The sequence below is a fragment of the Aeromonas sp. R4-1 genome, from assembly GCF_040908325.1.
Classification (GTDB): Bacteria; Pseudomonadota; Gammaproteobacteria; order Enterobacterales; family Aeromonadaceae; genus Aeromonas; species Aeromonas veronii.
This window is the reverse complement of record NZ_JBFODM010000087.1, coordinates 21,291-36,891: the sequence shown is the minus strand read 5'-3', so window position 1 is coordinate 36,891 and position 15,601 is coordinate 21,291. Positions and strand designations below refer to the sequence as shown.

The following is a 15,601-nucleotide window of genomic DNA, read 5'->3' as shown; positions in this document are numbered from 1 at the left end:
TAACAGGGCTGCTTATTTTTGGTTAATGCTCAACATTATTCCCTCTCGGGTCCGCGATGGGGCTTTTGTACGGAGCGCAAACACCATCTGCAAACGAGTCATCAATCGGTGTCATCATCAGCACAATATGACCAAGTTACTTCATGCCCCAACAGCTATAACGAGCCAGCGTCAGTCTCTATTTGGTCTCGTTGTGCCCTATAAAAAAAGCCAGTCAGGCTTAACTGACTGGCTATTGTGTCTAGTGACTAACTGATTGGCGTGAAGCCTTACAGCTGCTCGATACCGACGATATGCCAAGGGGCATTGTTCTTGGCCAGATCGCGCTCGAGGTGCCACACCTCTTTGATGTCTTCTTCGACCTGCTCCTGACGGTCCATGTAGCGGCCGCTGAAGCGCACGCTCACCTGAGCCCAGTCGCTGCCGTAGTCGGCGCGTACCAGCTGGGTATCCACATACATTACTTCCGTGTGCTGGTCGCCAGTCAGTTCGGCGCGCTCGGCTTTGAGCTGCTCAAAAAGCTCGGGGCTGACGTACTCGCGCACCTTTTCCAGATCGTTCTTGTTCCACGCCTCTTGCAGGGTGCGATAGTGATCGCGGGCACCGGCCAGGAAGCTGTTCATGTCAAAGCCCGGCGGCAGGCGGAACGGCACGTCGCTGTCGGCAAAGCCGGTGGCTTGCGGTGCGCTGTTGCTCTGCTCAAACTGTTGCGGGGCCGCGGATTGCGGTGGCTGATAGCCCGCATAGGCCGCCTGTTGTGGCTGTGGCGTCGCGACCTTGCCCTTGCGCAGGGTTCGGATCAGGAACACGGCACCCAGCGCCAGCAGGGCGATCAGCAGGAAGTCCATTCCTTGCAGACCTTCAAAGGCACCGCTGCCCAGCAGGTAGGCAAACAGGCCACCGGCCAGCAGGCCGCCCAGCAGGCCGCCCATCATGCCGCTCTTTTTCGGCGGAGTCTGGGCATTCAGTGTCGGATTCTTGTTGTCGACCGGTTTGGCCGCAGGCTGGGCCGGCGCAGTTTTGTAACTTTTACCAAAGGATTTGCCGCCGCCAAATTTCTTGGCTTCGGCGTGAGGTGCCCCCAGGCCAATGGCCAGGATCACGGCAAACAGGGTCAGCATCTTTTTCATTTTGACTCTTTTCACTCTCGTCTGTGGGTGGGGCATGCTCCGCTTTGGCAAGCTCAGCAAGGCGCATGGCAGGCTGCCTGTCCCTAATTGTGTCGCAGCTTGTATTCATCAATATCACCTCTGGCATGAATTATTCATGAACGAGGTTGCCGCGATGCGGCGTCAAACAAGAGGAGTAAACCCGATGAAAAGCAGAAGATTGAGTCGCAAGGAGCGCAAAATGCGAAGCAAAATCAAAATGGTCAAGGTAGAGCAGACTCTGGTTTGGCCCTTTATGATGGTATGAGCCGCCAGATAGGGCTCGCCGTAGTTGGCTTTCTTTTGTAAAATTCCCGTCCCCTTCCCGCTGCGGTTTTTATGTGTATGGCAGAGCAAGTGACGGCGAAAAAAGACGCCAAGACACAACAGCTGAAAGTTCCTCCCCACTCTTTTGAGGCCGAACAGTCCGTACTGGGCGGTCTGATGCTGGATAACGATGCCTGGGATCGGGTTGCCGAACGGGTGATCGATCAGGATTTCTACAGCCGTCCGCACCGGTTGATCTTCCAGGCCATGACCCGCCTCTCCAACGCGGGCAACCCCATTGACCTTATCACCCTGCAGGAGGAGCTGGAGCGCTCCGAACAGCTGGAAGAGGCGGGTGGCTTCGCCTATCTGGTGGAGATCGCCAAGAACACCCCGAGTGCCGCCAACATCAACGCCTACGCCGAAATCGTGCGCGAGCGGGCGGTCGTGCGGGAGATGATCTCGGTCGCCAACGAGATCGTCGAAGCAGGCTACGAGCCACAGGGCCGTACCTCCGGCGATCTGCTGGATCTTGCCGAGAGCAAGGTATTCAAGATTGCCGAGCAGCGCACCAGCGCCAACGAGGGGCCCCAGCCCCTGAAGCTCATCCTCGAGCAGACCGTCGACAAGATTGAAGAGCTGTTCAAGACGCCGCACAACGGTGTTACCGGGGTATCGAGCGGTTACAACGATCTCGACAAGATGACCGCCGGTTTGCAGCGTTCGGACTTGATCATCGTGGCGGCCCGTCCCTCCATGGGCAAGACCACCTTTGCCATGAACCTCTGTGAGCATGCGGCCCTCACTGCCGACAAGCCGGTACTTATCTTCTCGCTGGAGATGCCCTCCGAGCAGATCATCATGCGTATGCTCGCCTCGGTTGGTCGCATCGACCAGACCAAGGTGCGTACCGGTCAGCTCGATGACGAGGATTGGGCTCGCCTCTCCTCCACCATGGGATTGCTGCTCGAGAAGGGCAAGATGTATATCGATGACGCCTCCGGCCTCACCCCGACCGATGTACGCTCCCGTGCCCGTCGGGTGGCACGCGAGCACGGTGGCCTATCCATGATCATGGTGGACTACCTGCAGCTGATGCGGGTGCCGGCGCTCTCTGACAACCGTACCCTGGAGATCGGCGAGATCTCCCGCTCCCTCAAGGCCTTGGCGAAAGAGTTGCAGTGCCCTGTGGTGGCGCTCTCCCAGCTGAACCGAAGTCTGGAACAGCGGGCCGACAAGCGCCCGGTCAACTCGGATCTTCGTGAATCGGGCTCCATCGAGCAGGATGCGGATTTGATCATGTTTATCTATCGTGATGAGGTTTATCACGATGACAGCCCGGACAAGGGGATTGCCGAGATCATTATCGGCAAGCAGCGTAACGGCCCTATCGGAAGAGTGCGTCTCACCTTCCAGGGTCAATTCTCCCGGTTCGACAACTACGCCGGTCCGGCGTTTGACGACGATTATTGATAAGTAACAATCATGGCAATCCTGTGGTCAGGATTGCCACCACCGCTCTGACCCGCTTGCCATTCACTGCAAGGCAGCCCGTCAGAGCCTGTTTTCCCGGTTCGACAATTATGCCGGTCCGGCCTTCGACGACGATAAGTGAGTGGCGGTCTTCTGCCCGATGAGGGGGAGGCCATTTGTGCCCTCGTAAGGGAAAACCATGAAAGCGGCTACTGCCCAAATCAACACTGCGGCCTTGCGCCACAACCTCGCCGTGGTCAAGCGCCACGCCCCCGCTTGCAAGATCATCGCTGTGGTCAAGGCCAACGCCTATGGCCACGGACTGCTGCCGGTCGCCCGCACCCTGGTGGATGCGGATGCCTATGCGGTGGCCCGTATCGAAGAGGCGCTGATGCTGCGCTCCTGCGCCGTGGTCAAACCCATTGTGCTGCTGGAGGGCTTCTTCTCCGCCGACGACCTGCCGGTGCTGGCGGCCAACAACCTGCAGACGGCGGTTCACACCTGGGAGCAGCTCGAAGCGCTGGAGCAGGTCGAGCTGCCAGCACCCGTGGTGGCCTGGCTCAAGCTCGACACCGGCATGCACCGGCTCGGGGTGCGTGCCGACGAGATGCCCGCCTTTATCGAACGACTCGGCAAGTGCAAGAACGTGGTGCAGCCGTTCAACATCATGACCCACTTCAGCCGCTCCGATGAGCTGGAGCAGCCCACCACCCGCGAGCAGATCGACCTCTTCAGCAAGTTGACCGCACCGCTAGCGGGCGAGCGGGCCATGGCCAACTCGGCGGGCATTCTGGCCTGGCCAGACTCCCACTGCGACTGGGTTCGCCCCGGTGTCATCCTCTATGGCGTCTCCCCGTTCCCCAACACGGTAGCGGCCGATTATGACCTGCAGCCGGTGATGACCTTGAAGACCCAGCTGATTGCTGTGCGGGATCACAAGGCGGGCGAGCCGGTGGGTTATGGCGCCAACTGGGTGTCGGATCGCGATACTCGGCTCGGGGTGATCGCCATCGGCTACGGTGACGGTTATCCGCGCATGGCGCCCAATGGCACTTCCGTGCTGATCAACGGCCGCATCGTGCCGCTGGTGGGGCGTGTCTCCATGGATATGAGCACGGTCGATCTGGGCCCGGGCGCGACCGACAAGCCTGGCGACGAGGCGGTACTGTGGGGCGAGGGGCTACCGGTGGAGCGGGTGGCCGACGAGATTGGCACCATCCCCTACGAGCTCATCACCAAGCTCACCTCCCGCGTCTTTATGGAGTACGTCTGATGTGGCAGCAGTGCCTGCTGACTCTGAAGCCCCGTTCGCGGGGCTTTCATCTGGTGACGGACGAGCTGGTGGCCAAGCTGCCGATGCTGGCGGATTACCGGATTGGCATGGCGCACCTGCTGCTGCAACATACCTCTGCCTCGCTCACCCTCAACGAGAATTGCGACCCCAGCGTGCGCAGCGATATGGAGGCCCATCTGCACCGTCTGGCGCCGGAGGATGCCCCCTACTATCGCCACACTTATGAGGGGGCGGATGACATGCCCGCCCACATCAAATCTTCCCTGCTCGGGGTGAGCCTGCAACTGCCGATCCGCGATGGTCAGCTGGCGCTCGGCACCTGGCAGGGGATCTGGCTTGGCGAGCATCGTGTCGATGGCGGTGCCCGCAAGGTGCTGGTGACCCTGCAGGGTGAGTAATCAGGCTGCAACCAGCTGAAAGATGACGATAAAAAAGAGGGATGGCATTGAGTCATCCCTCTTTCGTTTTTACGCTTTCGCGAGCTATCCGCTGGCCAGTGGCATGGCGCTCTGCGTGGCTCAGCCGACCTTGAAGGGGGTCAGCTCGGCCAGCGGGGCGGCGTCCATAAAGGCTTGCGGCTCCTGACCCTGTTTGAAGATCTTGAAGTCCTGCTCGCGTGCGCTCCAGTACTCCAGACGCTCGCTGCCGTTTTCTCCGGTGATTTGCAGCAGGCTCGCTTCACGCAGGGCCACCACGTGCTCGCTCGGGTTGATGGCGCAGAACTCGGCCAGACGCTCGTCGCGGGTCTCGCCCATGTGGCCGCTGATGCTGGCGTCCAGATAGTGCGGGTTGATCTGCAGCGGGAACAGGCCCAGCGCCGGCAGCACGGCGGCGTTGCAGACCGGCATGTCGTTGGTGGTGCGGATGCTCGGGGTCGCCACGTTGCAACCGGCGCTCCAGCCCACATAGGGGACGCCCCGTTCGCGCACGGCACGCTGGATCGGCACGATCAGGCCGTTTTCATGCAGCAGCTGATTCAGGCGCCAGGTGTTGCCGCCACTGATAAAGATGGCGTCGGCCTGATTGACGGCCGCGACCGGATCATCGAAGTGGTGAATGCTGATGGTCTCGATCCCGAGGCTCTCGGTAAGTTCGTTGGCGCGGGCATCCCAGTCGCTGCGGATCACCGCGTAGGGGATGAGCAGGATGCGCTTGACCTGTTTGCGAGCCAGCAGGCTCTGCACCCGATCCCGGGCCCAGCCGAGCAGACCCGGAAATTCGTTGGCTTTACCGTTGCTAAGCAGAAGCAGTTCCATCAAATCGTTCCTCAAAAAGTGAAAGCGGAGGAGGGAGGGCCACCGGATCCGCCGTGCGGCCGGATGGCAAGAGGAGGCATGCTACCACCATTGGCGCGGCGGTTCTGTGATCGCGAGGCCCATTCAACGGCTATGGAGGAGTTATGGATGGATAACTCAATGCAAGCTGGTGGATCAATGAGTAGTGGTCAGCTCGTCGCCCATTGCCAATAAAAGACCCCGCCGCAGCGGGGTCATGGCAGAGTTAGTCGAGTTTGAGATCGACCCACACCATGCGGTGATCCGAACTGACTCCCTTGGCGATGCCGAGTTTCGCATCATAGACCAGGTGATAACCGGCCTCGAAGCTGGCAGGCCAGAAGACGCCGCTCTTGACCGCGTTGAGGTTGGCGGAGGGGATGACGTGATCCAGCTGCAGCACGCTGGAGTTGGTGATGCGCTCCGGGTTGGGGCGAGTGAGGTTTCGTTTGCAGTCGGCCCCTTTGCTGACACACTCCGGGCCCCCTTCGCTGACCGGGATCAGGGTGCCATTGGTGATGGCCTGATTCATCAGCGGGTTGTTAAGGAGATCCTGAATGGCGGTCAGGTCGCCGTCACCGGTGAGCGGATCGGCGTTGAGATCCCCCGCGATGACAAACTTGGCGTTTTTGGCCAGCCCCCCCTTGGTGCCCTTGTCATCGGTCATGTAGTTGAGACCCTTGACGTAGTCGTTCCAGAAGGCGATCTCGGCGCGGTTGTGCTTGACGGTGTGACGCGCCGCGTTGGCAAAAATCGGCGGGGTCGGGTGGGAGATCAGGAAGTGGATCACCTCTTCCCCCTTCTCGGTCTTGATCCGTACCGGCACATCAGCGTGGTTCTTGGAGGAGAGCGGGTACTGCTGCCAGGCTGCGTCTGAATACCAGGCATCGCCACACTGGCGGCTGGCCGGGATCTTGACCTTGGGATTGTTGCAGTCATCGATGATGGGGTTCTGCTCGCCCGGCATATCCTTCCACTTGAAGTTCTGGAAGGTGCGGATCTGCTTGGTGTCGATGGGGTATTTGGACATCACCGCAAAGGCGTACTGGCCGTGGTAGTTGCCAAAGCCCCAGGCATCGTCGGGGCCGCTGTTGACCTTGCCATCCAGATTGAGGTCATAACCGCTCATCAGGCCGGTGTTGGTGGCGAAGTTCTGCATCACCGGATAGCTGATGGCGGTCACTTCGGCATGCTGGGCGTGGGCCAGATAGTTGTCGTTGAAGGCTTTCAGGTCGGCGGTGCTCTCGCCTTTGCCGTCGTTGTCGAACTCGTTGAGCAGGAACACATCCGGGCGGGTGCGCTGGATGATTTCCGCCACGTTGCGGATCTGCTGCACGTTCTTGGCTTTGGTTTCAGTGGCGCCGCTCAGGCTCCCTTCGGCGAGGCGGGCCAGCAGGGCATCCTGCTCGGTGCGGGTCAAGGCCAGCTCACCGCTCAGCATACCGGCGGCAGTGCGGTCAAAAGAGAGGTTGAAGGTGGCAAAACGAACCATGGGATCAGCTGCCTTTGAGTCGTTGTCGCTGTTGCAGCCAGCCAGCATCCCGAGGGAAATTGCGGCAGCCAGTAGGGTCTTGTTGATATTCTTCATTGTAATTATTCCGTAGCATCAATGAGTTATGCCTTCTGTGAGGCGGCGCCATTATAAGTAGACGGCGATGCTGCGGGGATTTTGCCTGAGCAAAGTGTGAGGATATTCACACCACATATCTGGCGATGATGAATGTTAGCAGGGCGATATGGGGTGTGAAAAACCGGTTTATACGCTGCAGTTTCCGGGATGAATGGCGCGCTTCCTGCCGTTACCGCACTCTGAATTTGTCACACCACCATCGGCAGGCCGCTCTCGGGGTGGTGGATCACCTGTGCCGGATAGTCATAGAGACGGGCAATCAGCTCGGGGGTCAGCACCTCGGCAGGTGTGCCATCGGCCATCAGCTTGCCCCGCTCCAGCATCACCAGCCGATCGGCATAGCGCGCCGCCAGATTGAGGTCGTGCAGCACTACCAGCACAGCTGTATTGCGGCTGGCGAGGGCGCGCGCCATGGTGAGCAGCTGGTGCTGGTATTTCAGATCCAGCGCCGAGGTGGGTTCGTCGAGCAGCAGCAGGCGCGGTTGCTCGGCTTGCTCGGTCGGGGAGGGAGCCTGCCAAATCTGCGCCAGCACCCGGGCAAACTGCACCCGCTGCCGCTCGCCGCCGGAGAGCCCGGGATAGAGCCGTTTGGCCAGATGCTCGACCCCGGCATGGGTCATGGCCGCCGCCACAATCTCGTCACGCCGCACCGCCGGTTCACTATGGGGCAAGCGCCCCATGGCGACCACTTCTTCGCAGAGAAAGGGGAAGTTGAGGGAGGAGCTTTGCGGCAATACCCCGAGCCGGTGGGCAAGCTGGCTGCTGTCCCACTGCTGGCGATCTGCGCCAAACAGGGTGATGGAACCCTCATATTCCAGCTCGCCGGTCAGGCACTTGAGCAGCGAGCTCTTGCCCGCCCCGTTGGGGCCGAGCAGTGCGGTCAGGGTGCCGCTCTCGAGGTCGAGATTGAGCCCATCCAGGATCTGGCGCTGGCCACGGCGCAGGCTGAGTCGGGTGCAGCTCAACATGGGGGAGGAGAGTGAGGATGAGAGTGGTTGCATAACAGTCCGTATCACAGGGCGCGGCGGCCTTTTACCAGCAGCCAGATGAAGAAGGGGGCGCCGAGCAGGGCGGTGATGATGCCCACCGGCAGCTCGGCCGGGGCCAGCAGGATGCGCGCCAGCATGTCGGCCGCCAGCAGCAGGGCAGCGCCAAGCAGGGCCGATAGCGGCAGCAACCTGACATGGTTGGGGCCTGCCAGCAGGCGCACCAGATGGGGCACTACCAACCCGACGAAGCCGATCATCCCCGATACCGCCACCGCCACCCCGACGCCCGCGGCGGTGAGCAGAATGAGGCGACGTTTGAGGGATTGCACATTGACCCCCAGATGACGAGCCTCCCCTTCACCCAGCAGCAGGGCGTTGAGGGGATTGGCATCGCGCATAAAGAGCCACAGCAGGGCCGCCAGGGTGAGCAGGGCCAGCGCCACATCGGCCGGTTTGCCTGCCGCCAGCGTTCCCATCTGCCACAGGCTCAGGTTGCGCAGCATCTGATCGTCCGCCAGATAGGTGAGCAGGCCGATCACTGCACCGGAGAGCGCCGTGATGGCGACCCCGGCCAGTAGCATGACGGTGACCGAGGTGCCCCCCTCACGGGTGCCGAGCAGATAGACCAGGGTGGTGGTGAGCGCGCCGCCGAGAAAGGCGAGCAGCGGCAGCAGACCAACCCCTATGGTGGCTTGCAGCTGCTGGCCGAGGGGGGCCAGCAGCACGATGGCGAGCGCCGCACCGAGCGCCGCACCGCCGGAGACACCTATGATGCCGGGGTCAGCCAGGGGGTTGCGAAACAGTCCCTGCATCACGGCCCCACATAGCCCGAGGATCCCCCCCACTGCGATGCAGAGCAGGGTACGAGGCAGGCGAATTTCCTGCACGATCAGCAGCTTGTGCGACTCTATCCCGCTCTCCTGCCCGGCAAACAGCGCCCGCAGACTCTCGCCCAGGGTGAGGGTCATGGGGCCGGTTGCCAGCGAACCGAGCAGCAACAGTGCCAGTGCGGCCGTGGTAAAGGCCAGCAGCCAGGAGAGGGGTAACCGCATCATGACCCCTGCTTGATCCACTGGGCGATCTGGTTCGCCTGCTGCAGGGAGTTGAGGCTCAGGCCCCCTTGCAGGGCGTGGCCGTCGATGGCGTGAATGGCGTTACGCTTGCCAGCCGGGGTGGCGGCTAGGGAGGGCACTTCTGCCAGCACCTTGGCCGGGTCGGCATACTGCTGCCAGTCACGACCGCTGACCAGCACCAGATCGGGCTGCATCTCGATGAGGGATTCGGCGGATACCGGCTTGTAGTTGCGTAATTCGGCGACCGGATTGATGCCGCCTGCCAGCGAGATCAGCGCGCTGGCGGTGGTGTCACCCCCGGCGATGCTGGTGGGTTGCCCCTTGTGCAGCAGCAGGAAGGCGACCTTGAGCGGTTTGTTCTGTTTGGCTTGCGTCGCCAGCTGATCGGTCTGAGCCTGGATCTCTGCCTTCAGGCGATCGCCAGCGGCTTTGTCGCCCAGCAGGCTGGAGAGGGTGTCGATACGCTGATTGAGGTTGGCGAGAGTCGGCGCGGTATCCAGCACCTCCACCTTGACCCCGGCACGGCGCAGCTGATCCAGGGTCGGGGCCGGGCCCATCTCGTCGCTGCCCACCAGTCGGGTGGGGGAGAGGCTCAGGATACCTTCGGCGGCCAGTGCCCGGTGATAACCCACCTTGGGCAACCCTTTTGGCAAGGGGCTGCTGACATCGGTGGCGATCAGGCTCGATTCACCGCCAAGTGCCAGAATGAGTTCTGTAGTGGCCGGGCCGATACTGACGATACGCTCTTTCTGGCCGTCGGCGGCAACGGCAGAGAAGGGAGAGAGTGAACTGCAGAGCAGGGTGATGGCGAGGGCAAGACGACGGCCCATGCTAACCTCCGAAGGGGTGAATGAAACGGGTGTGCCGCCGAGAATATCAAGGCTTTGGAAAAAATGCACTGATAATGATAGCAATTATCAATTGCATTGGTTTCGGTGCTTTATTAGAGTAGCCGCCATGATAAACAGCGGGACAACATGGTCCCGCAGAGGGAGAAAACATGAGCATTGCACAACGCATTCACGCGCTGCTGGAGCAGGATCCCGGCGCTCATCCGTCCACCCTTGCGGCCCAGCTTGCCATCAGCGAATGGGAGGTGGTTCGCCATCTGCCCGCCGAGCTGGTGACCCTGCTACCCGCCGATCGCGCACAAGGTCTGCTGGAAGATCTGGCCGACTGGGGCCCGGTGACCACCATCGTTGAATCAGAAGGATCCATCTTCGAGGTAAAAGCCCCCTTCCCGAAAGGCAAGGACGCACGCGGTTACTACAACCTGATGGGCCGCGACGGTGAGCTGCATGGTCATCTCAAGCTCGACAACGTGGCGGGGATTGCGCTGGTCAGCAAGCTGTTCATGGGCAAGGAGGGGCACTCCTTCCAGTTCTTCGGTCACTCCGGCCGCTGCATTTTCAAGGTCTATCTGGGTCGCGACGAGAAACGCCAGCTGCTGGCCGATCAGGTCACCCGTTTTATGGCGCTGCGCCACAACTCTCAAGAGGAAGTCAAAGCATGAGTGAACGTCAGGAGCGTCTGCAGAACCGCCTGCAACCGGAGATCCGCGAGTTTCGCGACAGCTGCCGTACCCTGCAGCTCGCCACCGTCGATGGTGAAGGCAATCCCAACGCCAGCTATGCCCCGTTTGTGCTGCAGGAAGATGGCTACTATGTGCTGATCTCCGAGATCGCTCGCCACGCCCGTAACCTGCAACAGGTGCCGCGAGTATCCCTGATGCTGATCGAGGATGAGAGCGGTGCCCGCGAGCTGTTTGCCCGCAAGCGCCTCACCTTCGATGCGGTGGCCGAAGTGGTGGCCCGTGACGATGCGCGCTGGAGCAAGGCGGTTGCAGCGCTGGAGGGGCGTTTTGGCGAGATCATCAAGGGTCTCTCCAACCTCAAGGATTTCAAACTGTTCCGCCTCAAGCCGGAGCAGGGGCTGTTCGTCAAGGGCTTCGGCCAGGCGTTCGCGGTCTCCGGTGACGAGCTGGTGGATTTCGTCCATCTGGTGGAGGGGCACAAGCGCATCGACAACGGTGCCGAGCTCACCAGCCCGGCCGATGCGCCGGTCTGATAATCCCTGTCGACCACAACAGCCGTCATAACAAAACGGGCAGCCACTGGGCTGCCCGTTTTTATTGCGTTATCTCATCCGGCCTGTTCAATCCTGCCAGCTGGCCTTGTTGGGAAAAGCGCGACGATCGGCGTCGGTGGCCGTTTCGTTGCACTCCCCCCGCACCTTCCAGGAGGTCTGGCTCAGTACGATGTATCCCTGGCGGCAATACTGCTTGGTCGCCAGGGTCTCGGTCAGCAGATTCTCCTGCAACGCCTCCCGCTGTTCCAGCAGCCGCTGGCTCTGGGCCGCCGAGAGGCCGCGTGGCAAGGTGTCGTTGGGCGCGGCTTCAAAGGTGAAACGCTTGCTCCCCTCCTCGTTGATGTGGGTCAGAAAAAGAGGTTCCGGCCCGTCATACTTCTGTCCGGGCAAGCTGGAGCAGGCCGACAGCAGGGGAACAATCAACAACAGGGTGGCAGACAACAGGCGCACGACAGACTCCAGTGAGAAACGAGGCGAGGCTCGCAGATTAGCACGGCTGCAGTGCGGGTGTTACTGCCAGCAGCTCGTCGGTGGTGAGCAGGGTCACACTGCGCCCCTCCGGCAGGCTGAGGTGGCGCCACATCCAGTGATGGTGCTCGGTGATCTGGGCCGCGCTCAGGTGGGGGCGATCGGCGGTGGTGTGACCATCGCTCAACACCAGCACCTCGTACCCATGGGAGGCCGCACTGCGCACCGTGGTATCGACGCAAAAATCGGTGGCGCAGCCACAGAGGAGCAGTCGATCGACCGGCTGCTCGGCCAGCAGGAAGGCAAGCTCGGTATCGAGAAAGCTGTCACATGCTGTCTTGCGCACCCGGCTCTCTCCCTTGGCCGGTTGCAGCGCACTGTGCAACTGCCAACCCGGGGTGCCCGGTTCCAGTTCGGTACCGGGGGGCGAGTCATGCTGGATATAGATGACCCGTCCCTGTTGCTGCCTGACATGGGCCGCAGCCCGATTGATATTGGCCAGCACCTGCTCCTGGCGGTAACGGGGCTCGTTGAACAAGCCTTGCTGCACATCGATGATCAGTAACACATCCATATTTTACCCGCCGTTTCCTGGAAGATTAGGGTTGCAGCCACTGGCTGCAGTCACGACTGCGGGATTGATGCAGCGCGCCCATATCTTGCTTCATCTCGTCACTGTTTTGCCAGCGCTTAGGCAGCGGCATGATGGTTACCTGCACATCGGCTGCGGGATCTGCAACAGAGGTCTCATCTGTGCGGGGCACGACCAGCGCTACCTTGAGGGCAGGATTGCGGCGGGCGATGCGACTGGCGAGCCCAAGCCCCCCCTCGACGTGGAAATTGCCGGCGATATGCATGATCTGCTGGCCCGGGTGCTTGACGAGATAATCCACCATGCTCTCGGCCATGGTGTCATCCCAACTGGTCTGGGCGGCGAAGCGGCGGGCGTTGCTGTCGGCATCGCCGTGGTGCATGGAGGCCATAAATTTCTGGCGATAGGGGTCATCCCCCAGCGTCAGCTGGCGGGCCAGTTGGCTGCGACGCGACGCGGGCAGTTTGTCGAGCCACTCAGGCCCCTCCTGACCGACACAGCTCACCAGCGGTTTGGGAGCGTTGGCGGCGATCACCGGCATCTGGTGAGCCTTGGCAAACTCTACCAGCGGGCGGTAGTCGCTCGGATAGTTGGGCCAGGCGTTGCCTTCGCGGATCAAGGCCGCTTCACCAATCTGGTTCGCCAGATAGGCATCCAGCGTCTTCTGGTCGGCGCGGCTGAACTGCTCCATGGAGAGGGCCAATGGCCGACCGTGCTGCTGACCTGCGGTGTAGAGCCTGCTCAGCAGGCGCGATTGCAACAGATGCACGGCGGGATGGCTGTGTAGCTCACCCACCAGAATGATGTCGGCGTCGGCAATGCGCGCGATTGCCTGCTCCAGCGTCAGGTCTGCGTCTCCCTCGCTGCTTAGCCGGTAGTCATAGAGCGTCTGCAACTGTGATGACTGGGTCGGTTGGGTGGGGGTGGCACAGGCTGCCAGCAGCAGCGGCAGGGCGAGCAGGGGAAGTCGTCTAATCATGGGATCTCACGGCTGATATGCCCGGATGCCGGTGCATCTCGGGGGGCTAATAGAGAATAAGGGCAACACAGGGCGACAGTGTAAAACCAATTTGGTTCAAAACAAATGAGAATGATTTCGTTTCTTGTTGATCTTTGTCGAGAGCCGGGTAATATGCGGCCTGTTTGATAACAGTTCTCAATAAGGATTCGCTGTGACCCATCATAACGCACTCTCTCTGGTTGCCCTCGCCGTGGCGGCCGGTCTCTCTTCCCAGGTCTTTGCTGCCACCCAGAAGGCGGATGAAGTCGTGGTCGTCAGCGGCTCACGGATGGAGCAAAAACTGGAAGATGTCTCCGGCCCCATCTCGGTGATCACCGCCAAGCAGATTGAAGAACAGGTCGTCACCAACGTCGCCGACCTGTTCCGCTACGAACCCGGTGTGACCGTGCTCGGCGGTCAGGGGGATGCGCAGACCTTTATCATCCGCGGCATGGGGGAAAACCGGGTCAAGGTGGTGCGCGACGGTGTGCGCCAGAACGATGCCTACAGCAAGGGCGGGGTTGGCCAGAGCTACTTCGATACCGACATGATCAAGCAGGTAGAAGTGGCAAAGGGGCCAGCGTCTGCCGCCTACGGCTCCGATGCGCTGGGTGGCGTAATTGCCATCACCACCAAGGATGCCAGCGACTTCCTCAAGGGCAAGGATAGTTATCTGGATGTGACCAGCGGTTACGCCTCCAGCAGCCACCAGAAGATGGCGGGCTTTACCGGCGCCTTGCGCACTGGTGAAGTGGAGAACCTGCTGCGCTACACCTGGCGCGATGGCGGTGTGACCCAGAATTTCGACTCCACCAAAAACGACTTCGATATCGGTACCCACGCCCTGCTGCTCAAGAGCAAGTGGAATCTCTCCGATGAACAGTTCCTCAAGCTGACCGTCGACTACCTGACCGATGGCGAGGAGCCGGATGCGGTCAAGCTCAACAAGGTCGGTACCGGTACTGCCCGTGTCTTTGATCAGCCCATCACCGACAAGCAGACCGACAACCTCTCTGTGGTGCTGGATCACGGCATCGCGCTGAATCAAGGTTGGGCCGATCGGATGGATAGCAAGGTTTACTTTGCCCGCACCAAGCAGACGCTGGATCAGTATGCCTCATCCAAGTATCCGGTCAGCCCCGGCAACCCCTATGTGACCAAAAACTCGCTGGATCACAACGTGTTCGATCAGAAGAACATCGGCGCCCAGCTGCAGTTCCACAAGGCGGTCGCCAACCACCGCCTGGCCTGGGGGGCTGAATACGAGCACACCGACAACGAACGTACCCGTTACAAGGGGCCGACGACTCCCGGTGATTTTGTCGGCTACAACGAGCTGAGTTTCCCGGCTACTACCAGCGAGCGCAGCGCCCTGTGGGCCTTTGACGAGATCAAGTTTGGCGAGCGCTGGGTGCTGACCCCGGGTGCCCGTTATGACTACTACCGGATGACCCCGGACAACGATCCGGCCTACACCGGCGACAAGCTGCACAAGTTCTCCGAAGGGGAGTTGTCACCCAAGCTGGGTCTGGTGTTCAAGGCCCACGAGGCGGCTAACCTGTTCGCCCAGTACAGCCACGGTTTCAAGGCCCCCATGTATGACAGTGCCTTCTCTACCCTGAACCATCAGGCGTACGGCTATCGCATCGAGCCCAACCCGAACCTCAATCCGGAGAGCAGCGACGGCATCGATCTCGGCGTGCGTGGCAGCAGCAACGGCTTCAGCTATGAAGTAGCCAGCTTCTACAACAAGTTTGAAGACTTCATCGAGATGGTGGAAGTGGGCAAAGAGGGGCGCACCGCCGTCTACCAGTACCAGAACCTGAGCAAGGCGACCACCAAAGGGGTCGAAGCCAAGGCGGATTACTGGTTCAACGACATCGTCAATGTATGGGGCAACCTCGCCTACATCGAAGGCAAGGATGGGGATGGCAACTACATCAACAGCCTGAGCCCGCTGAACGGCTCCGTCGGTGTGCGTCTGGAACAGTCCCAATGGAACTTCAACACCGCGCTGCGCTTTGCTGACGACATGGACAAAGTCCGTAAAGACAGCAAAGGCAACGATTACGTGAAGAGCGCCGGTTGGGGTGTGGTGGATATGTACGCCCAGTTCAACCCGATGACCGACCTGCAGCTCAACGTCGGGGTCTTCAACCTGTTTGACAAGGAGTACACCAGCTACGAGCGCATCGCCGGTCGTGCCGAGGGCTCCGATAACAGCATGATGACCGAACCGGGCCGCAACCTGAGTGCACGGGTCAAATACGTATTCTAAAGAGCAAACAACAGACGCAGATGATCA

General features: G+C 60.8%; 15 protein-coding genes. 6 read left to right on the top strand and 9 right to left on the bottom strand.

The genetic code is table 11. From position 1 onward, the window contains the following. Positions 1–269: 269 nt before the first annotated feature. Complete coding sequence (locus tag AB5Y90_RS16275; RefSeq protein ID WP_005335275.1) at positions 270–1,130, bottom strand: Tim44 domain-containing protein; 861 nt, start codon at positions 1,128–1,130, stop codon at positions 270–272. Positions 1,131–1,493: 363 nt separating this feature from the next. Between AB5Y90_RS16275 and dnaB the strand changes: the two genes are divergently transcribed. The 3 genes from dnaB (at position 1,494) to AB5Y90_RS16260 (ending at position 4,580) form a co-directional block, all read left to right on the top strand. After that, positions 1,494–2,888, top strand: coding sequence for a replicative DNA helicase (gene dnaB, locus AB5Y90_RS16270; protein ID WP_026035132.1), 1,395 nt, complete (start codon positions 1,494–1,496; stop codon positions 2,886–2,888). Positions 2,889–3,087: 199 nt separating this feature from the next. Continuing rightward, a complete protein-coding gene (alr, locus tag AB5Y90_RS16265; RefSeq protein ID WP_136501453.1) occupies positions 3,088–4,161 on the top strand; it encodes an alanine racemase in 1,074 nt (357 codons plus the stop codon). After that, positions 4,161–4,580 (top strand): secondary thiamine-phosphate synthase enzyme YjbQ, encoded by a 420-nt coding sequence (locus AB5Y90_RS16260; protein WP_047437090.1) that lies wholly within the window; start codon positions 4,161–4,163, stop codon positions 4,578–4,580. Before alr ends, AB5Y90_RS16260 begins: the two co-directional genes overlap by 1 nt. 120 nt (positions 4,581–4,700) lie before the next feature. Here the strand turns inward: AB5Y90_RS16260 and pepE are convergent, their stop codons facing one another. From pepE to AB5Y90_RS16235, 5 genes are all read right to left on the bottom strand, one after another. Then, positions 4,701–5,438 (bottom strand): dipeptidase PepE, encoded by a 738-nt coding sequence (gene pepE, locus AB5Y90_RS16255; RefSeq protein ID WP_368167260.1) that lies wholly within the window; start codon positions 5,436–5,438, stop codon positions 4,701–4,703. A 244-nt stretch (positions 5,439–5,682) separates the two neighbouring features. Then, complete coding sequence (locus tag AB5Y90_RS16250; RefSeq protein WP_368167259.1) at positions 5,683–7,044, bottom strand: endonuclease/exonuclease/phosphatase family protein; 1,362 nt, start codon at positions 7,042–7,044, stop codon at positions 5,683–5,685. Positions 7,045–7,274: 230 nt separating this feature from the next. Then, positions 7,275–8,087 carry a heme ABC transporter ATP-binding protein gene (locus AB5Y90_RS16245; RefSeq protein WP_368167257.1) on the bottom strand — a complete coding sequence of 271 codons (813 nt, stop codon included), beginning with the start codon at positions 8,085–8,087 and terminating at the stop codon, positions 7,275–7,277. 11 nt (positions 8,088–8,098) lie between these two features. Next, positions 8,099–9,130 (bottom strand): iron ABC transporter permease, encoded by a 1,032-nt coding sequence (locus AB5Y90_RS16240; RefSeq protein WP_331379059.1) that lies wholly within the window; start codon positions 9,128–9,130, stop codon positions 8,099–8,101. Beyond that, positions 9,127–9,978 (bottom strand): hemin ABC transporter substrate-binding protein, encoded by an 852-nt coding sequence (locus tag AB5Y90_RS16235; protein ID WP_075115016.1) that lies wholly within the window; start codon positions 9,976–9,978, stop codon positions 9,127–9,129. Before AB5Y90_RS16235 ends, AB5Y90_RS16240 begins: the two co-directional genes overlap by 4 nt. Before the next feature lie 170 nt (positions 9,979–10,148). Between AB5Y90_RS16235 and hutX the strand changes: the two genes are divergently transcribed. Both hutX and hutZ read left to right on the top strand, forming a co-directional pair. Beyond that, a complete protein-coding gene (gene hutX / locus AB5Y90_RS16230) occupies positions 10,149–10,661 on the top strand; it encodes a heme utilization cystosolic carrier protein HutX (RefSeq protein WP_005362516.1) in 513 nt (170 codons plus the stop codon). Then, a complete protein-coding gene (hutZ, locus tag AB5Y90_RS16225; protein WP_005335257.1) occupies positions 10,658–11,215 on the top strand; it encodes a heme utilization protein HutZ in 558 nt (185 codons plus the stop codon). Before hutX ends, hutZ begins: the two co-directional genes overlap by 4 nt. A gap of 87 nt (positions 11,216–11,302) precedes the next feature. Here hutZ and AB5Y90_RS16220 read toward each other — a convergent pair whose 3' ends face one another. From AB5Y90_RS16220 to AB5Y90_RS16210, 3 genes are read right to left on the bottom strand one after another with little or no spacing between them, the layout of a single operon-like run. Next, positions 11,303–11,686, bottom strand: a complete 384-nt coding sequence (locus AB5Y90_RS16220) for a hypothetical protein (protein ID WP_005335256.1) — start codon at positions 11,684–11,686, stop codon at positions 11,303–11,305. Between the two features lie 37 nt (positions 11,687–11,723). Next, on the bottom strand, positions 11,724–12,278 hold the full coding sequence (locus AB5Y90_RS16215) for a cysteine hydrolase family protein (protein ID WP_368167255.1): 555 nt from the start codon (positions 12,276–12,278) through the stop codon (positions 11,724–11,726). A gap of 25 nt (positions 12,279–12,303) precedes the next feature. Next, a complete protein-coding gene (locus AB5Y90_RS16210) occupies positions 12,304–13,275 on the bottom strand; it encodes a ChaN family lipoprotein (protein ID WP_368167254.1) in 972 nt (323 codons plus the stop codon). Positions 13,276–13,468: 193 nt separating this feature from the next. Between AB5Y90_RS16210 and AB5Y90_RS16205 the strand changes: the two genes are divergently transcribed. After that, positions 13,469–15,574 carry a TonB-dependent hemoglobin/transferrin/lactoferrin family receptor gene (locus AB5Y90_RS16205; protein ID WP_368167252.1) on the top strand — a complete coding sequence of 702 codons (2,106 nt, stop codon included), beginning with the start codon at positions 13,469–13,471 and terminating at the stop codon, positions 15,572–15,574. Positions 15,575–15,601 lie beyond the last annotated feature (27 nt).